Here is a 23,534-nt window from a genome sequence, read left to right on the forward strand (position 1 = left end):
CCTGCCGCGCCCCGGGGTGCTGACACGCCGCAGCCACGCGCGTGCGTAAATCCAGTGAATAAGCTTGCATCCTGGGACTTACGACCAAACCTCGCCGTAAGATACACCGTTCACGAATCTGCTATATGTATAATGGGTTGTGAGAAGGCTATTAAGGATATAGCACGCCCTAAATACTCAGGCGAATCACTCTATAGGGGCATCTACTTTGGCCAAGGAACGGTGGCTGACCAAGTGCCACTGTTAACCACTAGTTCTCCCTCCATTACGGAAATGATTAAGAGTATGGGAAAAATGCGTGAATTTATCAACATGCAGGATAAGATTGTCCTACAAATCGTATCTGATAATCCAAAGTTTTTCACAGTATTTAAGGAAAAAATACAAAGTTGGAATCAAGTAGTAATTAAGAAAGTGTTGATAAATTCCACGATTACGACCTTACGCGCCGTGCAAAAATTGCCAGAATATAAAACTCATTAGGAGTTACGCAGTTGGTGGCTGGTTTTTAATTTAGGGCATGAATTCGCCAAAGATCAACGCCGAGGAATACATCCAGTTTTTGGTAGCGAGCCCGGTGGCGGTGAGCGGCACGGAAGCCGCCCGCGTCCACGCCGGGCCGCTGGTGGCCCACGACGCCTACACGCGCCTGCTGCACCGGCTGGAGCCGGACGCGGCCACACTCTGGCAGGGAGCGCAGGGCCTGGTTGCGCCCACAAGCGGGGTGTTGGTGCTCGACGACACGACGCTGGACAAGCCCTACGCCCGGCACATGGGCCTGGTCACGCGCCACTGGTCGGGCAAGCACCACGCCCTGGTGCAGGGCATCAACCTGCTCACGCTCTTGTGGAGCGATGAGCAAGCCTTGGTGCCGGTGGAGTATCGCCTCTACGACAAGGCCACCGACGAACTGAGCAAAAACGACCATTTCCAGCACCTGCTGCGCGCCGCCCAGCAGCGGGGCTTCGCCCCGGAGTGCGTCTTGTTCGACAGCTGGTACGCCAGCCTGGCCAACCTCAAGCAGGTGCGCGCCTGCGGCTGGCCCTGGCTCACGCGCCTGAAGCGCAACCGGCGGGTGAACCCCGACGGGCAGGGCCTGCGCCCGCTGTGTGCCCTGGCCGAGGGCGGGCAGCGCGTCTGGCTCCAGGGCTACGGCTTTGTGCGCGTCTTCCGGTTCGCCGCCCCAGACGGCGGCACGGAGGGGGCCGAATACTGGGCCAGCAGCGACCCGGATCTGACCGAAGCCCAGCGCGCCCCACTGGCGGCCCTGGCCTGGGGCATCGAGCAGTACCACCGCGGCCTGAAGCAGTGCTGCGGGGTGGAAAAAGCCCAGGTGCGCGCCGCCAAAGCCCAGCGCAACCACATCGGCTGCGCCCTGCGGGCCTTTTTGCGCCTCGAAGCCCAGCGCCTGCAAACCGGCCGCAGCTGGTACGAGGCCAAAAAGCAACTCCTGCGCGAGGCTATTCTAACCTATTTGGGTAACCCCACTTACCTTTTGCATCCAGCAACTGCGTAACTCCTACTATAAAAGAAGGTGCATTAGGAAAGCATCAAAAAGTGTAGGGCATCGAGTTAAGCCTAGCGCCTGATGATTATGATTATTAATGCCCCGCACTTTTTGATGTTCTCCGGTTTATGCCTGGCACAACGCACAAAAAAGCACTGGCCAACCGGCCAGCGCTTCTATGAAAGAGTTGGGTAAGGACAAGCTACTTGCGGGGCGGGGCTTTTTGGCCACTTGGCGCTTCCCGGCTAAGACTTATACAGCAGCACGATGCCAAACGACAGCGCGGTCAGGATGAGGCCCACCATGAAAATGGTGTAGCTCACGCGCAGCAGCCGATACTTGCGCGAAAGCACCTCGCCCAGGTAATAGATATCGGTTACCATGTTGGTATAGAGGTTGTCTTTGTTGCGCATCAGGCCCGTCATGCCACTCTGGAAGTCGTCGAGGCTGAGCTTGGTGAAGTTGCCGAAAAACAGCAGGTTCACGCGGCGGTTGGTGGCTACCTGCGGGCTTTTCTTGAGCCACTTAAAGCTCGTCACGTCGGGCTGAGCTGAAAGAATGGCCGACACCACCGAGCATAGCGCCGTGGCCAGCAGTAGGCCCATGGGCACCGTCAGAATGGGGTTGCGGGTGAAAGCCGGCCCCACGGAGGTAGACTTGGCCCCCAGATAAGTAATGATAACCGACATAATCACCGCGTTCAGGCTGATCATCATGCTGGCCTTCTTATCGGCCATGTCCGAGAGCTTGATGTGGTTGCTGTAGGTGGTGCGAAACATGGTTTCGACGCCCCGCTTGCCTTCGGCGAAGTTGCCCTTCTCTTCCTGGTCGCGCTTTTTCTGCTTCTTCTCGGTTTTCTTCAGCAGCTTGCGCTGGTCCTTGATGTTCTCCTTGAACTGCTCCTTGTAGCGGTCTTTGGCGGCATCGGTCAGGTACTTGGACGACATCAGGAAGTTGAGCTGGCTCTCGGCCCACTCCACACTGCCGTACGACTTGCCCAGCACCGTTTCCCACTCGGCCCGCAGCAGCTCGCCGTTGGCAAAAAACTCCTCCCGGCCCATGGTGCTCATGTCGGCATCCACCAGCAGCTGCTGCAGGTCCGTTTTCGCTGTTTCGTCGCGGTGCGTAGCCTTGATGGTTTCCGTAATGACCTCGATCCGGTCGGCGGGGTAGCCCTGGGCCTGCAGCCACTGCTCGGCCAGGGCCATGCTGCGGTACTCGTGCCCGTCGTAGACTTCGGTGTAGCCCGCGTCGTGAAACCAGGCCGCCAGCACCAGCGCCTCCAGATCTTCGGTGCTCAGGCTGCTGGCCTCGCCCAGCGCTTTGGCTTCTTTGGCGGTGGCGGCAGTATGCTTAAAGGAGTGATAAACGAGGGTTTTGGGCAGCTTTTCCTCGAAGAGGGTCGTAATATGCGCTTTGGCCTTCTTCAGAATTTCGGCTTTGGCCGGTTTAAGAGTCTCAGTGGTTTCCATGCGGAGGGAAGTAGAATGGAGCAGGCGGCAGTAGGTACCCAACCCCTAACCGGCTTAGAACGCGAATCGCGAAGCGAAGTTTTTGCCGGGGTCAAGCCCAACCGTGACCGGGTAGATTGCGTAGGGCTGCGCACGGCCCACCATCACCCGATGTGCGGGACCGTATGCACCAGAGTATAGCTTTTTTTGCGTTAACTACCCCGCCCGCTTCTCTGTTTCCATATCTCCCCCGCTGCTTTTACGTTCATTGCTTCTAACATGAGAATACCTTTTCTGCTTTGCTGCTTGCTGCTAGTGCTAAGTGGCCGAGATGCTGCCTTTGCCCAAAAATCTCAAACTGCCCATACCACCCGCCCCAACTACAACAAGGGCGCGGAAAACTGGGAGAGCAAAACTCCGCCCGACAGCAACCGCATCCGCTATTCCATCTTCCTGATCGGCGACGTCGGCAAGCCTGTTCCGACCGCCGACGGGGGCGAGCCGTCGCTGAACTTCATGCGGCGCGAGATTCTGAAGGCGGGCTCCAAGAGTACCACTGTATACCTCGGCGATAATATCTACGAGTATGGCATGCCCCGCCAGGGTGCCTACGACCGCAAAGCCTCCGAGGAGCGCATGGTGGCCCAGCTCGAAGTGCTGCGCGGCTACGCCGGCGAGAAATACATGATTCCGGGCAACCACGACTGGAAACAGGGCCTGACGGGCAGCGTGGAGCAGGTGAACCGCGAGCAGACCTTCGTGGAGGACTACCTGACCAGCGATTCGGCGGCTTTCGCCAACCCCGGCGACTTTTTCATTCCGCGCAATGCCTGCCCCGGCCCCTTCGAGGTGCGCTTGCAGGATGATATTCTGATGATTGCCATCAACTCGCAGTGGTTTCTGCAAACCAGCGGCGAGCGGCCCTATGGCTCGAACAGCGGCTGCGGCGTAGCCAACGAAACCGATTTCTTCACCCAAATCGAAGATATCATTCAGCGTAACCAGAACCGTAACATCATGGTCATTGCGCATCATCCGCTGTTTTCGGATGGTATTCACGGTGGCTATTTCACCCTGGCCGACCATTTCTTCCCGCTCTCGATTGTCTATAAATACGCGTTTCTGCCCTTACCCATCATTGGCTCGGTGTATCCCTTTGCCCGCAAATACGGCGGCGTAAGCCAGGATATTCCGCACCCGCTGTACCAGGCCTACAAAAAGGGCCTGATGGAGATTTTTGATAAGTATCCCAACATCATCTACGCGGCCGGCCACGAGCACAATCTGCAGTATTTTAAGATTGGGGCCACGCATGAAATCGTGAGCGGCTCGGGCTGCAAAACGCAGCACGTGCGCCCCGGCAGCAGCGGTGAAGCCGTTTTCTCGGACAAGGAGAAGGGGTTTGCCCGCGTCAATTACTATGACAACGGCGAGGTCTGGACCGAATACTGGATTCCGAACGACAAGGGCGAAACCGGCCGTCTGGTGTTCCGCACGCCGCTCTATGCCAAGGAAACCAAGGAAGTAGCCGAAATTAAGCAGGAGAAAAACATCAAGCGCCCCAACTTCCAGGACAGCACCATTACGCTGGCCGTAAACCCGGACTACGACAAGCGGGGCCGGTTCCACCGCTTCCTGTTTGGCGAGCATTACCGCAAGGAGTGGGCCACGGCCGTGCAGATGCCGGTGCTGGATTTGGCGACCGAGCGCGGCGGCCTGGAACCCTACCAAATCGGGGGCGGCAAGCAAACGGCTTCGCTGAAAGTCCGCAACGAGGAAGGCCGCAACTACACGCTGCGGGGGCTGAACAAGGACCCCGCAGCCGTGTTGCCGGAAGCCCTGCGCGAGGGCGCGGCCAAGGATATTCTGCAGGACCAGATTTCGGCCCAGCACCCGTTCGGGGCCTTTCCGGTGGCTTCGCTGGGTACCACGGCCGGTATTCTGCACACCAACCCCCGGCCGGTCTATATTCCCCAAGACCCCTTGCTGGGCCAGTACTACGAGCGGTTTTCGAACACGCCGGCTATGATTGAGGAGGACGCCAAGGACGACCAGAGCAACGTGGCGTCGTTGGGCAATGCTAAAAACCTGGTGGGCACCGACAAAGTGCTGGAGCGCTTGGAGGAAGACAACGACAACCGGGTCAACGAAAAAGCCTTTGCCCGCTCCCGCCTCTTCGATATGTGGATCGGCGACTGGGACCGGCACGAGGACCAGTGGCGCTGGGCCGAAACCAAGGACAAGGACGGTGACCGGAAATTTGTGGCCGTGCCCGAAGACCGCGACATTGCCTTCTTTAAAGGTGATGGGCTGCTGCCCTACCTAGCCAGCCGCAAGTGGGCCATCCGCAACTTCCAGAACTTCGGCTACGACTACGCCGACTACAAAGGCCTCAACCTGACGGCGCTGGCCAACGACCGGGTGTTCCTGGCTTCTGTAACCAAGGAGGACTGGATAAAGACGGCCGAGAAAATGAAAGCCGACCTGACCGATGCGGAGATTGAAAAGGCCTTCCGCACCCAGTGGCCCAAGGAAATCTTTGACCTGAACGGTCCCGAAATCATTGCCAAGCTGAAAAGCCGCCGCGACCTGCTGCCCCAGCTGGCCGCCGACTACTATGCCACGCTCAACAACATCGTGGAAGTAAAGGGCAGCTCGAAGCGCGAGCAGTTTGAAGTAGAGCGCCTGGCCGGCAACAAAACCCGCGTCAAGGTGACCAAGATCACCAAGGAAGGGAAGCGGTCGAAAACGCTTTTCGACAAGACCTTCGACAAGGACACCAAGGAAATTCGCCTCTACGGCTTCTCCGGCAACGACGTCTACAACGTGTCGGGTACGGCTGGCGGCGGCTCGCTGCTGCGCATCATCGGCGGCACCGATCGGGACTCCATCACCGACAACTCTAGTGTGGGTGGGCTGGGCCACAAAACCCAGATCTATGACGCCGACACCGGCAACGTCATCAAGGCTGGCAAGGAAGTGCGCCTACGCCTGGCACCCGGCATCGACGTGAGCCAGTACGATACGCACCCCCGCACCGACCGCAAGGACTACAACCTGACCTATTTCGGCCCGGCCCTATATTTCGGCTATAACATTGATGACCGGGTCTTTGTGGGCGGCGGCGCTACCTACCGCACCTACGGCTTCCGCAAGTCGCCGTACTCGACCGAGCAGACGCTGGCGGCCAACTATTCGCCTTCGCAGCGCGCGTATAATGTGCGCTACCTGGGGCATTTCGTGGACGTCATCGGCAAGTATGACCTGCGGATGACGGCGCAGCTTTATGGCCCGCAGCTGCTCTACAATTACTTTGGTGAGGGCAACAACTCACGCAACGAGCTGATTGGCTCCGACGAGCAGGTGCGCAACCGCGACATCAACGATACATACCGGGTGCGATTCTCGCGCCTCTACGTGTCGCCGGTGCTGGAGCAGGATGTATTCAGCTTCCTCAAAATCGGGGTCGGCCCGCAGTACGACCAGTTCCGGGTCGAAGGCAGCGCCATCGGCAGTGAAATCGCCAAGGGCCTTGATGACAACAAAAATGGCGTGAGCGGCGCAGGGCTCGGCGTTCGGGGCTCCGACTTTCAGCTCAACCGCTACCTCGGGGGCCGGGCTTATCTGAACATCGACGCGGCCAGCTCGCCCAAAAATCCGCGCATTGGCTTGCGCTGGTATAATGAGGTGCAGCAGAACTACCAGCTGAACGCCGAGCAGCTGCGCTATGGTCGTATCACGTCGGAGTTTCGCTTCTACCTGAGCCCCAATTTCCCCTTCCAGCTCACCTGGGCCGGCCGCGTTGGCGCTGCCCGCAACTGGGGCGACTACCGCTTCTACCAGGCCAATGCCCTGGGCGGCACCACCAACCTGCGCGGCTACCGCCGCACCCGCTACGCGGGCCGCAGCACGGTGTATGCCAACGCCGAGGCGCGCCTGCAGCTCTTCTCCTTCAATGCCTACCTCGTACCCGGCAAGTTTGGCATCCTGGGGCTGGCCGATGCTGGCCGCGTGTACTCGTCTTATGATACGCGCACGGGTATCGATGCCTTTCACACCGGCTTTGGCGGGGGTGTTTGGGTCGATGTGCTGAAGCAGGCCGTTATCAATGCCACCTACTCGGTGGGCGAGGAAAAGCTGGTCTTCGTCGGCTTCGACTTCCTGTTTTAGCCCCGCCCGCTGCCACCGGAAAGGCCCCGCGCCGCTTGCCCGAGGGCCTGCTGGCACGGGGCCTTTCCGGTGGCACTGACCTCAGATTGACAAGCCAATCTTTCGTTCATCCTTTTTCCGGCCAACCCCGTTTAGAACCGGGTGTTCCTGTAGTCGGAAACGCTTCCCGCTTTTGGTAATTTTCATGAAGATTCGTTTCGTTTTGCCGGTTTCGTCTTGGGGGCATCGCTCACTGCTTGTTGCCAGCCTAAGTACGCTGGCTCTCACGGCCACCGCCCAAGTCAAGCCTTCTTCGCCCGTATTCCCGGCCCCGGCTGCTCAGGCCGGCGACACCACCGCCTCGGGAGCAGTCGATAACCAGCAGTTTGCCACGCCCTCGGTGGTGGGCATGGGTCCCAGCAAGGGCCTTGTATTTCGCTACGAGCGGGTGCCTCAGTTCAACGTGTCGTCTTCCGGGCAGGCTGTGGGCTTGACGGACTACAGCTCCCAGGCTACCAAAAACGCCCGCTTCATGGTGAAGGGCTACATTCCGATGCTCAACCATCCTCACCTCAAGCTGATTCTGGGGGTGAACTACGAGCGGGAGGAGTTTAAATTCCGGGAACGGCCTGCCGGCTACGAGCTCTACGACAACATTGAGGACAAAGGCCTGAAAACTCTGGGTGCCCAGCTAGCCGTTATCCGGCCCGTGAATGCCGTGAACTGGTACATTTTTCGGGTGAAGGGCGAGTTGAGCGGCGACTACACGTCCCAGGAGCTGAGCGTGCGCGACTACCTGCGCGTGTCATCTGAGTTTCTGTATGGCTGGAAGCGCAGCCCCACGTTTTCTTGGGGCCTGGGGGTGCAGCTGGGCTACACGTTTGGGCGCTTTAGCCCCTATCCGGCCTTGCTCTACAACCGTACCTTCAACCAGCGCTGGGGAGTGGAGGCGCTGTTTCCGGCCCGCGTCACGGCCCGCTACAACGCCTCGCCCCGCTCGCTGTTCTACGCCGGCTATTCCGTCGATGGCCTCAACTATATCGTGAAGCTGCGCAAACCCTTGCGCTATGAGGGTGCAAACCTGAACTCCCTGGAGCTGCGCGAAACCGAGGTGAAGCTGCGCGGCCGCTGGGAGCGGGAGATTTACGACTTCCTTTGGTTTGGGGCTGAAGCTGGCTACCGCTACAACTACGCCTTCGACGCTTTCGACCGCACCAACAACAACCGCATCAAAATCATTGACAGCAAGCTGGCCGGCGCGCCCTACGCCAGCCTTGAGCTCTTCATTGTGCCCCCACGCAAGTTGCTGAAGCGGTAATTGGTAATTGGCTGCAGAACGGAATAAAGCTCTGCTTCATAGAAGGTCAATTCCTGAATGTGCTCCTGCGGCAAGTAGTTGCTCTACAAAGGCCCGCTCGGTAAGGATACTCCTTGCCAAGCGGGCCTTTGTAGAGCAAAATTGTTTTATGTGGACTCGATCTGGAGAGCCAACCGACCAAACTTCAACCTTGCCAAGTCAATTTTGGGCCGGCCTAAGTAGTAAGCCAGCGTACAGCATCTCCTTCATCTTTAAACATGCGCAGATCGTAGGGTTGGGTGGGAGCCAAGGCCGCCTGCACGATAGGCTGCACCAATACATCGGAGTGCATTACTTCGTCGCGCGTCGGCGAAATGAAATAGGCTAGCTGTAGCCAGCCCGAGCTGATTGCGGCAGCGGCCCGGGGCAGCCAGTTATGCGTTACCCATTGGGCAGCTTCCTGGGTCGGCACCGCGCGGCGGCGCACGTCCAACAGCCACCGGAGCGTGTGGTGGCTCTGGCCTTCGATCAGTATTGCCTCATACTGCGCCTGTAGTTCTGTAAAAGATACATCGGCGAGCCAACGCACCATAAGCAGGTCCAGGTCGGGGCGGTAGAGTAGGTCGAGGGCGGGAGTCATAGGCGCGAAAGATACCAGTAACGGCAACAGATTGTTTCTCCGCTGTTGTCACTAGGCTGCTCTTGCAAGGCGGCACCATTTCACGCGTTGTAGGTGATGAAGCTGTTTAGGAAGTCTGTCGAACGTCATGCTTCGGCTGCGCTCAGCATGACGTTCGACAGACTTCCTAAACAGCTTCGATATCAGTACCCGGTGAAGACGAAGTTTTGGCACCGCTACCCAATGTATTGTGCACGAAACTGCCGTAGCAAAACACCGGCCGCTGACGGCTGAGGGTTTGCTACGGCAGTTTCGTGTGGCCCGTGGGCAGGGGCAGGGTCTACTTCGGCACCGATGCTTTCTTGCGGCGGTTCGTCAGCTTGCGGAGGTACTCATAGGTTTCCGACTGCGCCCGGATTTGCGGCGCGTTCGGATCATCCTGCCCGATGAAGTTGTTGTCGAAGTCGCGCGATTTTACGTTGTCCTGGCGCTGCAAGTCGAGCAGATGGCGTATCTCGGCCCGTAGCTCGTCGTTGTAAATGGGAAAGGCCACTTCCACGCGGCGGTCCAGGTTGCGGGCCATCCAGTCGGAGGAAGCCACGTACACTTTCTCTGCGCCGTTGTTGCCGAACACATATACCCGGGCATGCTCCAGGTAGCGGTCCACCATACCCCGCTGCTGAATGTTGGAGCTCTGGCCGGCCACTTGAGGCACCAGGCACGAAATGCCCCGAATCAGCAGCTCAACCCGCACCCCGGCCTCACTGGCCTCGTAGAGTTTGCGGATCATACGCTCATCCTGCAGCGCGTTCAGCTTGAGAATGATGTAGGCGTCCTTGCCGGCCTTGGCCAGCTTAATTTCCTTGTCGATCAGCGCGTTCAACTGGTCGCGCAACTCGAAAGGAGCCACCAGCAGGTGCTGAAAGCCGGTTTTGGGCTGCCGGTCGTGGAAATAGCGGAATACCTCAGCGGCCTCGTGGGTCAGGCGCGAATCGGCCGTAAACAGGCCGTGGTCGGCGTAGATACCACTGGTAACCTCGTTGAAGTTGCCCGTGCTGAAATAGGCGTAGAGCTTGTTCTGCTCGTCCTCGGTGCGCGTTATCAGCAGCAGCTTGCTGTGCACTTTCAGCTCCGGAATGCCGAAGATGACGTTGGCTCCGGCCTTTTGCAGCTTCTCGGCCCAGTACATATTCGACTCTTCATCGAAGCGTGCTTTAAGCTCCACCACCACTGTCACCTGTTTGCCGTGCTTCACCGCTTTCAGCAGTGCCTTGGCCACCTCGCTCTTGGCGGCCACCCGATACAGGGTAATGCTGATACTGGTCACCTGCGCGTCGGCTCCGGCTTCCGTGATGAGGCGCGTCACGTAGTCGAACGACTGGTAGGGCGGGTGCAGCAGATGGTCGCGCTCGGCAATGGCGGCCAGCATCTGGCCCGCCGCGCGCGGCAACGTGGGGTGGGCCAGGGGCGGCTGCTCCTGGTACTTGAGGTCGGCTAGGCCCAGGTCGGGGAAGCCGAAAAAGTCGCGGAAATTGTGATAGCGGCTGCCTTCCACCAGTTCTTCCTTGCCGATGCCGGTTTTTTGCATCACGGCCCTCAGTACCGCTTTGGGCATGCCGGGGTCGTAGAGCAGGCGGGCCGGGTAGCCGGTTTCGCGCTTTTGCAGGCTGCTCTTGATTTTGGCCATCACGTTGCCCGACACTTCCTCCTGAATGTCCAGCTCCGCGTCGCGCGAAATCTTGATGGCGTGTACTTCTACGTGCTGGTATTTGGGAAACAGCTCGGCGGCGCAGCAGCGTATCACATCGTCCAAGAACATCACGTAGCGCTCCTCGCCCTCGGCGGGCAGCTCCACGAAACGGCCGCCATGGCGCTTCGTTGGCAGCTCAATTACCAGCACCCGCTCCTCTTCGGCCCGCTTTTTTTCCTTCACCGGCTGGGTCAGCAGGAAGGTCAGGTACACGGTTTGGTCCTTCAGAAACAGGTGGTGCAAATTGTCGTCGAGAATGACGGGCGAGAGCAAGTCCTGCACCTTCTCCCGGAAATGCTGCTGCACCCACTCTCGTTGCGTGGGGCTCAGGTCCTGCTCCGATACCAGATGAATGTGCTGCCGCCGCATCTCCGGCAAAATCTCGTTGCGAAACGTGTCGCCGAATTCCTGCTGTTGCCGGCCTACTTCCGCCAGCAGATTTTTAAGCTGCTCGGCCGGGTCTTCGCCCAGCTTGGCGCGGGTTTTCTTCTTCAGTTTCACTAGGCGCCGTAGCGTGGCCACCCGCACCTTGAAATACTCGTCGAGGTTGGAGGAGAAAATTGCCAGAAACTTCAGCCGTTCGAGCAGCGGTACGGCCGGGTTCTGGGCTTCTTGCAATACGCGGCGGTTAAAGGTCAGCCAGCTTAGCTCGCGGTTCAGCAAAACCGGCGCATTTTTCTTAGATACGTCCATACAAAGACAAAATTGAATGCAGAGGTGAGGAGCGCACAGGCTCTCGGCTCACCCTTCACTTTTCAGTCCAGAATTACTCGGGCTGGTTGCGCGGGTAGTCGAGGAAGTAAAATTCCGCGTTGGTGCGGTCGGTTTCGGCCCAGCGCGCACTGTCAAACTTCAGACATACGATGGCCGACGTGGGCAGCTCGTTCAGGGGGCTGGGCGAGAGGGCGTTGGCGAAGTCGGTAATAGTGGGGTTGTGGCCCAGCAGCAGCACCGCTTCGGCCGAATCGGGTAGCGCACGTACCACTTCCAGCAAATCGGCTACCTCGGCGCGGTAGATGCGCTCTATCACCTGAATCTTGTCGTGGGCATAGTTCAGCTCGCGGGCCACGATGGCCGCCGTGCTGATGGCCCGCACGGCAGGCGAGCTGACCACGAGGTCCAGCTGGATATCGCGCTTGGCCAGCGCCTGGCCCATGCGCGGCGCATCGGTGCGGCCCCGGTCGTTGAGGGGGCGTTCCTGGTCAGTCAAATTATCAAAGTTCCAGCTCGATTTGGCGTGGCGCATCAGGTACAGGGTTTTCATAGGGCGCGCTTCAAAGGGTGGGGGTAGGCAGGCCTCTTTACTGTTGGCCTTGGCAAATGGTTATGAAGAATAAATTACGGCTGGGCGTGGGCCTACAACAAGCAAGGCCCGCCGGAGTCGGCGGGCCTTGCTGAACAGGTAAGCGGCAGCCACAACATAGGTAAGTACCCGGCTGTAGCTGTGCTTTTCTACTATTGCTTCACAAAGCGCTGGTGCTTCACCTGCTGGCCATCCGAGATGGTGAGCATGTATACGCCTTTTGCCAACTGGCTCAGGTTCAACTGACCGTTTTCAAATGAAGCCTGCTTCATTTCGGCACCGCGTACGTCGTACACTTTCACCGATACAGTAGCCACGTCACGATCCGAAGGAATGGCTACGTTCAGCACGTCGGTAGCCGGGTTAGGATAGACCGAGTACTCGGTAACCGAACCAATGCGTGCTGAAACCGCCTCGCGGGTACCACCCGTTACGCTGATGGTATAGTCTTCTACTTCGCCGTAGCTGAAGGTGCTGCACGAGCTAGAGGCCGAAGCATCGCTCATCAGCACCCGCATGCGGGTGTTGCCCGATTTGGCGGTTGCTGGCACCGTGAAGTTACTGACACGGATTGCGGAGCTGCTCGAAGCGGCTGCGTTTACCACCAACTCGCCGGCATCAGTGAATACACCGTTCTGGTTCCAGTCGATGTATACTTTGAAATATTCGCTGTAAGCAGTGCCGGCAAAACCAGCGCTGTAGCTAACCGACTGCGCCGAGCCAGCAGCTACCGAAGTGCTGGTAGCGGTGCCGTTGTAGTAGCCGGCATCAGCACCCGAGGTGCGGTTAATGCTACCCAGCTTCACGTAGTCGATGAATTCGTAGGCTACGCTGTTGCCTTTGGCTGCGCAATAGGCTACTGGAGGAGGAGTGGTGCCGCCGCCGCCGGTGCCGGGAGCTGTGCCACCAAGCGAGGTCAGGAGCGAAGCGCGGCTGCCGCCCGAAGTGAACAGGGCGTTCATGCGGGTGCTTTGGCCGGTTGAGAACATGTACATGCACGCATCGTCGGTGTAGTCCATGTAGTTCATGAACATGTCGCCGTTGGTCGTGTTGCCGCAGGTGCGCTTAGGGAAGCTTGGGCAGCCACCGTTGCTTGTTTGCTGAGTAGGCGTGTCCGTTACCAAGTCGTTGCCGCAGTTGGCATCGCCCCAGATGTGGCGCAGGTTCAGCCAGTGGCCTACTTCGTGCGTCGCCGTCCGGCCCAGGTTGAAGGGAGCCGACAGATAGCCGGTGCGGCCAAAGTAGTTGGGGCCGATAACGACGCCATCGGTGCTGGCAGCGCCGCCGGGAAACTGCGCATAGCCCAGAATGCCGCCGCCGATGTTGCACACCCACAGGTTCAGGTATTGGCCGGCGGGCCATGCATTCAGGCCGCCGGTGCTGGTGCTTTTCATGGCATCAGCAGTGCCCCAGGTAGTTTTGGTGCTCGACTTGCGCTCGATGCCCGTGGTGGCATTGCCACTCGGGTCGCGCTTAGCCAGCACAAACTGTAAGCCAGCATCGGCCGCGAGGCCGGCAAAAGCCGCCGGTGTCTTGTTTACATCCGAGTTGAGCTTGCGGAAGTCCTCATTCAGCACCGCAATCTGGGACTGAATCTGAGCATCCGATACGTTCTCATTGGAGTTGCTATAGAGCACGTGTACCACCACCGGGATGGTGCCGGTGAGGGCAGTGCCACGCTGCGAAATCGGGTTGGATTCGAATTGGCGGGTTTGGTTTTCAATGGCGGCCATCCGCTGAGCTAAAGACGGGTCGGCTTCCATCTGCGCTTGCAGCGCTTCCATGGTAGCGCACTGACGGCTAGCTTCTAAGGTCTTTTGTGCAACTGCTTCCGACGTCAAGCCCAAGCCTAGGCAGGCAAGTGCTACTGAGTAAAAGGTTTTCTTCATGCGAAATTGATTGATTTGGTTGTGGGAAAGGGAACGAGGGGACTAATGTATTAAATAATTGAGCAGGAATAAGCCAAGTTGGTATGATATTTTTAAAAATTTAGGCAAAACATTTTCATTTAACCACCGTAGCGGGCCTTTTTCATCTGTATGTCGTAATGCTGCGAGGTAGAGCGGATTTGGACCATAATTAAACTATTCTCAGCTGTAGTCGACTTGTAGCCATAAAAAAAGCCCACCGGTATCGGTGGGCTTTTCGGGTGAGTGTGCTTCGGATCTTAGTGCGGAGGCAGAGGTGCTGCTGCAACAGCGGCTGCCGGAGCTAAGATAGTGCTTATTGCTTCTCGAACCGCTGGCGCAGTATCTGCTGCCCGTCGGAGAGCGTCATCTGATACAAGCCTTTGGGCAGCTGGGCTACCTGCACCTGGCCTTGGCCATTGTAGCTAGCCTGCTTCATCTCGCGACCCCGCAGGTCATACACCGTTACCATCCAGCCGTTGACAGCTGTAGTCTGGGGCAGAGTCAAGTTCAGCACCGAAATAGCAGGGTTAGGATAGAGGGAAACTTCCGAAGCCGAGCCCAGAGTATTAACCGCAACCATGCGGGGAGCAGTGCCGCCGAGGGAAGAGGACAGCGAAGCGCGCGTACCACCCGAGGTGAACAAGGCATCCATGCGCGCCGACTGACCACCGGTGAACATATACATGCAGGCGTCATAGGTGTAGTCCATGTAGTTCATCGACATGTCACCCTGGTTGCCGCAGGTTACCTTGGGGAAGGTCGGGCAGCCACCATTGCTGGTTTGCTGGGTAGGCGTGTCCGACACCAAATCATTGCCGCAGCTGGCATCGCCCCAGATGTGGCGCAGGTTCAGCCAGTGGCCTACTTCGTGCGTCGCCGTCCGGCCTTTGTTGTAGTTGCTGGCCGTACCGCCGGGTACCGACGAATACAAGCAGACCACGCCGTCGGTAGCAGCCGCGCCGCCGGGAAACTGCGCGTAGCCTAGCAGGCCCTGGCCCAGGTTGCACAGCCACAGGTTGAGGTACTGGCTGGCGGGCCAGGCATCGCTGCCGCCTTTGCTGGTGTATTTCACGAAATCGTTGCTGCTGAACGAGCGGATCTTGGTCGACTTCCGGATTACGCCCGTACTAGCGGCGCCGGTAGGAGTGCGCTTGGCCAGCACAAACCGCACGCTGGTACCGGCTGCAACGCCGGTGAAGGCCGAAGGAATCAGGCTGGCATCGCTGTTCGTTTTGGCAAAGTCATCATTCAATACTTGAATCTGGGCATCAATCTGCGCCTGTGACACGTTCTGGGCAGCCGTGTTGTATACCACGTGTACTACCACCGGAATTGTCACGATGGCGTTTACCCGGTTGGCGGTAGGATTAGCCAATACCCGGGCCGTGTGCCGCTCTACATCGGCCATGCGCTTTGCCAGACTCGGGTCGGCGGCCATCTGGGCTGCCAGGGCTTCCATGGTAGCGCACTCGCGGGTCGTAGCGGCGAGGGGCGAATGGTCGGTTGCTATCATGCGCTGATCCTGCGCCTGTGCTGAGAAGGAAGCGAAACCCAGGCAAGCCAGAGCAATTGCGTAAAAGTTTTTTTTCATGGGGAGCGGTTGGTTTGAAGTAGATTGTGGAGAAACGGAATGAGGATTCCAATGTATTGAAATTATTATGTATCGCAACGCATGATGTCTGCGGTTTTGTATTATATATAATTAAATATATTTGTCAATATCATCGCATATGTTGAAATAAACTACATTTTTAGGCAGAATAAATACGGATGCTCTTGAAAAATAACCAAAAATATTTTATCTGGCTGCAGGGCTGTGCTATTTGAATATTCATATTCACCCTGCAAAGGTTAAACATAAGCAACCGCCTTGTACTGCTGCCAGATTGCTAGGGTTACACACAAAAAAACGCCCGAACGTACTGTCCGGGCGTTGATCAGGTAAAAAGGCGGGGTACAGGCTGGCTTACTCGGCCTCGTCGTAGGCCTGGGTGGGGTAGCGCTGCTGCTGAATAGCTCCTACGTGGCGCACCAACAGCGCCCGCAACTCCTCAATGTTCTGGCGTTCCTGCGCCGAGATGAAGATGACCGGGTCGTGCATCTTGGCCATGTAGGTCGCCTGCATCTGCTCCAGCGTAGGGCGCGGCACCACGTCTTCGTCGAGGTTCATGCCTTCGAAGCCTTGCGGCTGGTTGGCGGTGTCGAGGTTGTACTGGTCAATCTTGTTGAATACCAGCAGCATAGGCTTGTCGGCGGCTTCAATGTCCTTGAGTGTGGCATTTACCACCTCAATCTGCTCCTCAAAAGACGGGTGCGAAATATCGACGACGTGGACCAGCAAGTCGGCCTCCCGAATTTCGTCGAGCGTGCTTTTGAAGCTCTCGATCAGGCGGGTGGGCAGCTTGCGGATAAAGCCAACGGTATCGGAAAGCAGAAACGGGGTGGTATCGAGCACCACTTTGCGCACCGTAGAGTCAACGGTAGCAAACAGCTTGTTCTCGGCAAACACGTCGGAGCGGCTCAGCAGGTTCATAATCGTGCTTTTGCCCACGTTGGTGTAGCCTACCAAGGCCACGCGCACCACGCCACCGCGCGACTTGCGCTGGGTGAAGCTCTGCTTGTCGAGGTCTTTGAGCTTCTCTTTCAGAAAGTCGATTCGGTCGCGCACTACGCGCCGGTCGGTTTCAATCTCGGTTTCGCCCGGTCCACGCTGGCTCACGCCGCCGCCGCGCTGCTTATCCAAGTGACTCCATAGCCCGGTCAGGCGGGGCAGCAGGTACTGATACTGGGCCAGCTCTACCTGGGTGCGGGCCGTGGCCGACTTAGCCCGCCGGGCGAAGATATCGATGATGAGCAGGGAGCGGTCCACGATTTTGACCTTCAGCTCGGCTTCGAGGTTGCGCAGCTGCGACGGGGAAAGCTCATCATCGAAAATAACCATGCTGGCCTTCGCGTGGTTCACGTAGGCTTTGATTTCGGCCAGCTTGCCCTCCCCCACGAAAGTACGGGTGTCGGGTTTGTCGAGGCGCTGCACAAAGCGGTGCACTACCTGCGCCCCGGCCGTTTCGGCCAGAAAGGCCAGCTCGTCGAGGTATTCCTTGGTTTGCGCTTCTGGTTGCCGTTTGTCGGGTACGGCCACCAGCACGGCGGTTTCGTGGCCCTGCTCGGTGGTGTAGGTGCCCGTTAGCGGGTCGCGGGTGGGCTGCCCGCTGCCGCTGGGGGCCTTGTCGGTGGTATGATGCCGGGTGCTGGTGGTGGGGTTCCAGCTATGCGAATTAGATTTCTTTGCCATTGAGTTCGGGTGAAGAGGAAATGCCTCCTGATAACAACTAATAGGAAAAAGGGCCGCCGACAACTCTGCCGTTAGCGCAGCGTGAGCGAGTAAGCCACTACCTGTTCAATCTGCTCGGCACTGAGCTGATCTTTGAAAGCAGGCATCTTGCCCAAGCCTTGGGTTACGATATACACGCGGCCGGTGGCATTCAGGTTGCTCTTGGTCAGGTCGTGGGCTCCGTTGAGGCCCAACTTGCCATCGGGGCCGTGGCACACAACGCAGTTTTGGGTAAAAAGCAACTTCCCGGGTAGCTCCTGCGGGGCCGCTTCGGCTACTTCTTCCGGTTGGGCCGGAGCGGGCGAATTGCAGGCTCCGGCAAGCAAAACGAGGGCGGCGCTGGCGCAAATGGCCAGCGCACTTGCGTAAGAAAAACAGGCAAAGCGAATCATAAAGCGAAGGTACGCAAGGTAAGCAGCCCGCTCACTGGTTATTTTTTACGAATCCCGATACCCGACCTGCTACCTTTGCGGCCCGAATATCGAGTCTGCTTATGCGCGTCGCCATTGTCATTAATACGTCCTGGAATATCTGGAATTTCCGTCGCAGCCTGGTAAAGGCCCTGCAGGCGGCCGGGCACGAGGTGCTGGCCATTGCCCCGCCCGACGCCTACTCTGAGCGGCTCGAAACCGAGCTGGGCTGCCGCTACGTGCCCATTCTGATGGAGAATAAAGGCACCAATCCGGTGAAAGATGCCCAGTTGACGCGCCGCTTCTACACCATCTACCGGCGCGAGCGGCCCGATGTGGTGCTACACTACACCATCAAGCCCAACATTTACGGGACGCTGGCGGCCAAGCTGGCCGGCATTCCGAGCGTGAATAACGTGTCGGGCCTGGGCACGGTCTTTATCGTTCAGAATTTCGTGAGCCGGGTGGCACTGAGCCTCTACCGGTTTGCTTTCCGCTTTCCCAAGCGGGTCTTCTTTCAGAACGGCGACGACCGACAGTTGTTTTTGCAGCACGGCCTGGTGCGCCCCGACATCACCGATCTGCTGCCCGGCTCGGGCGTCGATACCGTGCGGTTCCGGCCGGCGGCCGAGTTCGTGCGGCAGGAGCCCTTCACTTTCCTGATGATAGCGCGGGTGCTCTATGAAAAAGGAGTGGAGGAATACTTCGAAGCGGCCCGCCTGGTGCGGCAGGCCATGCCCGGTACCCGCGTGCAGCTGCTGGGCGGCCTGGATGAGTCGGGCAATATTGGGGTGAAGCGCACCGTATTCGATGAGTGGCTGCGCGCCGGCAACATCGAATACCTGGGCACTTCCGACAACGTGGCCGAGCACATTCAGCGCGCCGACTGTGTGGTGCTGCCGTCCTACCGCGAGGGCACGCCCAAAACCCTGCTCGAGGCGGCGGCAATGGGCAAGCCTATCGTGACGACGGACGTGCCGGGCTGCCGCGAAACGGTGGTCGATGGCGTAAACGGGCTGCTGTGCCACGTGCGCGACGCGGCTGACCTGGCCCAGAAAATGCTGCGGGTACAGGGTCTCGCGCCCGCGCAGCTCGCAGCCATGGGCTGGGCGGGTCGGCAGCTAGCCGAGCAAAAGTTCGATGAGCAGATTGTGCTGAATAAATACCTGCAAATTGTACAGGCAATCGGCCCAGGGACACGTTAACAGCAGATTCTGTCTACCTTACCGCTCCCTGTCCTTGCGGTCTTCTCCCTATAACCTCTCTCCCGAATGGAAATTAAGCATCATGCTCTGGCCGGCGTAATTGAGTTTGCGCCACGGGTATTTGGTGACCCGCGCGGCGCCTTTTTTGAGTCTTTCAGCGCCCGGATCATGCAGGACGCCGGTGCCGTGGGCGACTGGGTGCAGGACAATCAATCGAGCTCGGGAGTGGGCGTACTACGCGGGCTGCACTTTCAGCGCCCCCCCTATAGCCAGGCCAAGCTGGTGCGTGTGGCCACGGGTCGGGTCTTGGATGTGGTAGTTGATTTGCGCCGCTCCTCGCCTACGTACGGGCAGCATACCGGCGTGGTGCTGGACGCCCAGCGCTGCAATATGCTGTACGTGCCCACCGGTTTTGCCCACGGCTTTATGGCCTTGGAGGACAATACGCTGTTTCTCTACAAGTGCACCGATTACTATAATCCGGGTTCCGAAGGCGGGCTCCTCTGGAACGACCCCACACTCAACATCGATTGGGGCATACAGGAGCCGCTGGTGTCCGACAAAGACCGCGCCCTGCCGCTATTCACCGATTTTGATACTCCTTTCGCGTAGCCGAAAGGAGTATGACCCACAGGAAAGAAGGCCGAGGGAATCCATTCCCTCGGCCTTCTTTCGTGCTGTGCACATTTCGTCATCCTACGCAAAGTCGAAGCATCTTCCTTGTAGCAGTAACTAATGTTAGGCTGGCCGGTAGAGATGCTTCGACCAGCGGACGACAGATCAGGCAGGACATTCTGCCACTAAGAAACCAAGCCTATACCAGTGGTAGCAGCGTTTCCAGGCCCATGCCCCGGGAGCCTTTGATGAGAATTTGCTGGTGGGTGAGCGGGTGCGCCGCCAGCCACTCGGCCGCCTCGGCTTTGGTAGCGAAGTGGTGAAAACCGGATTGCACGGCGGCATGGCGCATGTCGGAGCCACATAGCAGCACCGTGTCGAACTGCTGAGTGGCCAGCAGCTCGCCCAGCGCCTGGTGCTCGGCCGCGCTTTCCGCGCCCAGCTCAAACATGTCGCCCAGAATAACGACTTTTCCGGTGGTGGCCGGGCGCGCCGCAAAGCTGGTCACGGCCACGGCCATCGACGACGGATTGGCGTTGTACGCGTCCAGAATTACCTCGTTGCGGTCGGTGCGCACGAGCTGGGAGCGGTTGTTGGTGGGAGCATAGTCGGCCAGGGCAGCCGCGATATCGGCGCTAGGTACGCCAAAGTGCGCGCCCACGGCGGCGGCGGCGGCTAGGTTCGGGAAATTATAGTCGCCCGTGATGTGCGCCTCTACCACCGTGCCATCGAAGAGGCGAAACACCACGTGGGGAGCGGCAGCCAGCAATTTGGCGGGGTACGTATCGGTGGGGCCAGGGTAGCTGATGCGCTGCGCTACGCCCGCCGAAAGCGCCGGCAGCCGCGCGTCAAGGGTGTTGACGAAGGCCGTGCCCCCGGTAGCGGCCAGAAACCGCAGCAGCTCGCTTTTGCCCTTGGCAATGCCTTCCACACCGCCGAAGCCTTCGAGATGCGCTTTGCCGATGTTGGTAATCAGGCCGTGGGTAGGCTCCGCCAGGCGACTTAGCAGCTCAATTTCGCCCTGATGATTGGCTCCCATCTCCACGATGGCCAACTCGTGCTCACCGGGCCGGATGCTGAGCAGCGTGAGCGGAACTCCAATGTGATTGTTGAGGTTGCCACGAGTGTACTGCACAGCGTAGCGGCGGCTGAGCACGGCGTAGACCAGCTCCTTGGTCGTGGTTTTGCCATTGGAGCCCGTAATACCAAGTACCGGAATCGAGAGCTGCCGCCGGTGGTAGTGGGCCAGCTGCTGGAGTGCCCGCAAGGGGTCGGGGGCGTAGGTGTAGCGGGCGGGGGCGGTGGCCGCCAAGGCTTCGTCATCGACTACGGCGTAGCGGGCCCCCTGGGCCAGAGCCGAGGCGGCAAAGTCGCGGCCCCGGAACGAGGGGCCATTCAGGGCAACGAATAAAGTGTCGGTCTGGTCCTGCCGCGAGTCGGTGCTGACGGCCCGACACTGCTGAAACCGGGCGTACAAAGCCACTACATCTTCCATGCTGATTCTGCGTAACTTGAGGCTTCTTTTCGGGTTTATCGTATTCTACAACTGAGCTACCGATGCGACAACCGCTATTTTCTCTGATTTTACTCGGCTTGGCAACGCTGCTGCCCGCCGCTGCTCTGGCCCAGTCGCCTTTCGGGCTGGAGTACCGAGCGGTGGCAAAAGTAGTACACGGCACCGAGACCCTGTCGAATGCCTGGGCCGGGGGCTTCAACGCTCCCCAGTTCTCGGCCATCGACCTGAACGGCGACAGCCAGCAAGACCTTTACGTTTTCGACCGGCAGACGCGGCGCTCCTTTACCTACCTGAGCGTGGCCGATGCTGCTACTGGTGGCCGCCAGTGGCACTATGCTCCCGAGTACCAGTCCCTGTTTCCGGCCGATATGACAAACTGGGTGCAGCTGCGCGACTACGACTGCGACGGCCGCCCCGATATTTTCACGATGGGCACCATCAGCGGCAGTATTCGGGTGTATCACAATGTAGCGGGAGCCGGCGGCCGGCCCACCTTCCAGCAGATATCGGACGAACTGGAGTACTTCGACCCCAGCCCCAGCGGCGGCCTGACCAATATCAACACCGGCGGGTATAATACCCCGGCCATTGAGGACGTGAACGGTGACGGTCGGCTCGATATCACCACCTTCAATTTCATTAACAGCAGCACCATTTATTACTTCCTGAACACCAGCACCACGGGGTGTGGCGGACTGGCGTTTCGGCAGGCCAGCCGGGAGTGGGGAGAGGTCAAAAGCTGCCATTCAAGCTGTACTTCTTTCGTCTTTGGGTCCGATGACTGCCGCGGCATTCTGCAGCCTACGCATACCGAGGGCGGCAACCTGCTGCCCATCGACCTGGACGGCGACGGTGACAAAGACTTGCTCACTAGCCGCGACAACTGTGCCGAGCTGGTGCGCCTCACCAATGCGGGGACGCTGGCTACGGCACGTTTCACGGTGGCCGGCCAGAGTAATAGTTTCCCAGCTGCTATGCCGGTGCGCCTGCCCAATTTCCCGGCGGCCTACTCCCTGGATTTGACTTTCGATGGCCGCCCCGATCTGGTCGTGACGCCCAACGTGTATGACAATCAGGATAGCATCGATACGCGCCACAGCACATGGCTCTACCAGAATACCAGCCCGACGGCCGTGCCCAGCTTTGCGTTCCGCCAAGACGACTTTCTGCAGAAAGACATGCTGGACGTGAGCGAAAAGGCGGCTCCGGCCTTCGGCGATGTAACGGGTGATGGGCTGAAGGATATGCTCATCGGGGGCGTGAGTCGCGCCGCGCCTGAGGGCTCCTATCGGGCTTCGCTGTGGTTGTACCAGAACGTGGGCACGGCCCGCGAGCCGATATTTCGGCTCGTTACCAATAATTACCTGAACCTGGCGGCCAAGAAGTACGGCTCCCTGCGGCCTGTATTGGTCGACCTGAATAGGGACGGAGTTCTCGACTTGGCTTACTCGGCCTTTGCGCTGCGTAATAGCTCCTACAACTTCCTGGCATACTGCCTCAATACGGCCACTAGCACCCAGCCAGCGGCCTTCAACACGGCGGCTCCCGCGCTACTGGAGAACGTGCCGGCCCGCCCCTACGACACGCCCTGCTTCACCGATATAGATGGGGACGGCTACGTAGATATGCTGCTCAGCACCAATACGAATTCCAGCGACTTTCCCGGTCAGGCCCTGCGCTACTACCGCAACACCGGCAGCCAGCCGCTCAGCCGGGCTTTTGTGCTGGTCAACAACGACTTCGGCCGCATACGCACTGCCACCGACGAACGCCCCAACAACCTGACGGCCGCCGTAGCCGATGTGGACGGAGATGCCCGCCCCGATTTGGTTACGATAGACGAGCTGGGACGACTCCATTTTTTTGCGGATTTCCGGAGCCAAAGCGGCCTGTTCCTCGACCGCGCTGACCTGCTCTACAACTCCACGCTGAGCCGTTACGAAGCCGTTGAGCTGGGCTCCCGCATCGAAAACCTGTACACGCTGACGACGGCCGACGTGGATAATGACGGCAAGCCGGAGCTATTCGTTGGTACCCAAACCGGTGGCGTGGTCGCGCTGGGTATTCGGGCTGCGGTGCTGGCTACCCAGCCGGCCGCGTCGGCCCTGCCGATGAGCGTATTTCCCAACCCGGCTACCAGCACCGCCACCATCGAAACGCCCCGACCCACGCGCCTCACCGTGCTGGATGTGCTCGGTCGCCCCGTCCGGACCGAGGCGGGGGCAAGCGCCCGGCATACGCTGGACGTGCGCGGTCTGGCCGCCGGCATCTATCTGGTGCGGGCCGAGGCTGCCGATGGCCAGAGTGGGGTGCGCCGTCTGGTGGTGCAGTAGTAGCGGCGCGCTGCGTTGAGTGCGACGTAGCAAGTTGATAACAAACGGTCGTGGTTGTTGCAAAACTCACTCACAGCTAGCTTTAGGCGATTCGACGACATTAGGCACAACAAAAGAGGCGCTGCCGCGTGCTTTCTA

16 protein-coding genes are annotated in these 23,534 nt (G+C 59.0%); 7 read left to right on the top strand and 9 right to left on the bottom strand.

Annotated features, from left to right (window positions below; genetic code table 11):
* On the top strand, positions 1–483 hold a 483-nt coding region (locus E5J99_RS21590), incomplete at its 5' end, for a hypothetical protein (protein ID WP_210114410.1).
* Between the two features lie 37 nt (positions 484–520).
* Positions 521–1,516: an IS701 family transposase gene (locus E5J99_RS06145; protein WP_135496846.1), complete on the top strand. Its 996-nt coding sequence runs from the start codon at positions 521–523 to the stop codon at positions 1,514–1,516.
* 236 nt (positions 1,517–1,752) lie between these two features.
* Here E5J99_RS06145 and E5J99_RS06150 read toward each other — a convergent pair whose 3' ends face one another.
* Positions 1,753–2,979 (bottom strand): Pycsar system effector family protein, encoded by a 1,227-nt coding sequence (locus tag E5J99_RS06150; RefSeq protein WP_135496847.1) that lies wholly within the window; start codon positions 2,977–2,979, stop codon positions 1,753–1,755.
* Positions 2,980–3,237: 258 nt separating this feature from the next.
* Here E5J99_RS06150 and E5J99_RS06155 point away from each other — a divergent pair, with 258 nt between their 5' ends.
* Positions 3,238–7,128, top strand: a complete 3,891-nt coding sequence (locus E5J99_RS06155) for a metallophosphoesterase (RefSeq protein WP_135496848.1) — start codon at positions 3,238–3,240, stop codon at positions 7,126–7,128.
* Positions 7,129–7,312: 184 nt separating this feature from the next.
* A complete protein-coding gene (locus E5J99_RS06160) occupies positions 7,313–8,425 on the top strand; it encodes a DUF6268 family outer membrane beta-barrel protein (RefSeq protein ID WP_135496849.1) in 1,113 nt (370 codons plus the stop codon).
* A gap of 214 nt (positions 8,426–8,639) precedes the next feature.
* Here E5J99_RS06160 and E5J99_RS06165 read toward each other — a convergent pair whose 3' ends face one another.
* The 7 genes from E5J99_RS06165 to E5J99_RS06195 form a co-directional block, all read right to left on the bottom strand.
* Entirely contained in the window at positions 8,640–9,044 is a 405-nt protein-coding gene (locus E5J99_RS06165) for a hypothetical protein (protein ID WP_135496850.1), read from the bottom strand.
* 319 nt (positions 9,045–9,363) lie between these two features.
* Positions 9,364–11,466, bottom strand: a complete 2,103-nt coding sequence (ppk1, locus tag E5J99_RS06170) for a polyphosphate kinase 1 (RefSeq protein ID WP_135496851.1) — start codon at positions 11,464–11,466, stop codon at positions 9,364–9,366.
* A gap of 73 nt (positions 11,467–11,539) precedes the next feature.
* A complete protein-coding gene (locus E5J99_RS06175; protein ID WP_135496852.1) occupies positions 11,540–12,037 on the bottom strand; it encodes a SixA phosphatase family protein in 498 nt (165 codons plus the stop codon).
* A 191-nt stretch (positions 12,038–12,228) separates the two neighbouring features.
* The gene (locus E5J99_RS22135) at positions 12,229–13,860 is read right to left on the bottom strand and encodes a GEVED domain-containing protein (protein ID WP_317128817.1); all 1,632 of its coding nucleotides are present in this window, start codon (positions 13,858–13,860) and stop codon (positions 12,229–12,231) included.
* Between the two features lie 439 nt (positions 13,861–14,299).
* Positions 14,300–15,577, bottom strand: a complete 1,278-nt coding sequence (locus E5J99_RS06185) for a M43 family zinc metalloprotease (protein WP_135496854.1) — start codon at positions 15,575–15,577, stop codon at positions 14,300–14,302.
* A 375-nt stretch (positions 15,578–15,952) separates the two neighbouring features.
* Positions 15,953–17,278 (bottom strand): GTPase HflX, encoded by a 1,326-nt coding sequence (gene hflX / locus E5J99_RS06190; protein ID WP_135496855.1) that lies wholly within the window; start codon positions 17,276–17,278, stop codon positions 15,953–15,955.
* Positions 17,279–17,349: 71 nt separating this feature from the next.
* The gene (locus tag E5J99_RS06195; RefSeq protein ID WP_135496856.1) at positions 17,350–17,709 is read right to left on the bottom strand and encodes a c-type cytochrome; all 360 of its coding nucleotides are present in this window, start codon (positions 17,707–17,709) and stop codon (positions 17,350–17,352) included.
* A 101-nt stretch (positions 17,710–17,810) separates the two neighbouring features.
* Here E5J99_RS06195 and E5J99_RS06200 point away from each other — a divergent pair, with 101 nt between their 5' ends.
* Both E5J99_RS06200 and rfbC read left to right on the top strand, forming a co-directional pair.
* The gene (locus E5J99_RS06200; protein WP_135496857.1) at positions 17,811–18,932 is read left to right on the top strand and encodes a glycosyltransferase family 4 protein; all 1,122 of its coding nucleotides are present in this window, start codon (positions 17,811–17,813) and stop codon (positions 18,930–18,932) included.
* Between the two features lie 66 nt (positions 18,933–18,998).
* Positions 18,999–19,544 (top strand): dTDP-4-dehydrorhamnose 3,5-epimerase, encoded by a 546-nt coding sequence (gene rfbC, locus E5J99_RS06205; RefSeq protein WP_135496858.1) that lies wholly within the window; start codon positions 18,999–19,001, stop codon positions 19,542–19,544.
* A 202-nt stretch (positions 19,545–19,746) separates the two neighbouring features.
* Here the strand turns inward: rfbC and E5J99_RS06210 are convergent, their stop codons facing one another.
* On the bottom strand, positions 19,747–21,042 hold the full coding sequence (locus E5J99_RS06210) for a UDP-N-acetylmuramoyl-tripeptide--D-alanyl-D-alanine ligase (RefSeq protein ID WP_135496859.1): 1,296 nt from the start codon (positions 21,040–21,042) through the stop codon (positions 19,747–19,749).
* A 62-nt stretch (positions 21,043–21,104) separates the two neighbouring features.
* Between E5J99_RS06210 and E5J99_RS06215 the strand changes: the two genes are divergently transcribed.
* The gene (locus E5J99_RS06215) at positions 21,105–23,396 is read left to right on the top strand and encodes an FG-GAP-like repeat-containing protein (protein WP_135496860.1); all 2,292 of its coding nucleotides are present in this window, start codon (positions 21,105–21,107) and stop codon (positions 23,394–23,396) included.
* Positions 23,397–23,534 lie beyond the last annotated feature (138 nt).

This window comes from Hymenobacter elongatus (genome assembly GCF_004745955.1).
Classification (GTDB): Bacteria; Bacteroidota; Bacteroidia; order Cytophagales; family Hymenobacteraceae; genus Hymenobacter; species Hymenobacter elongatus.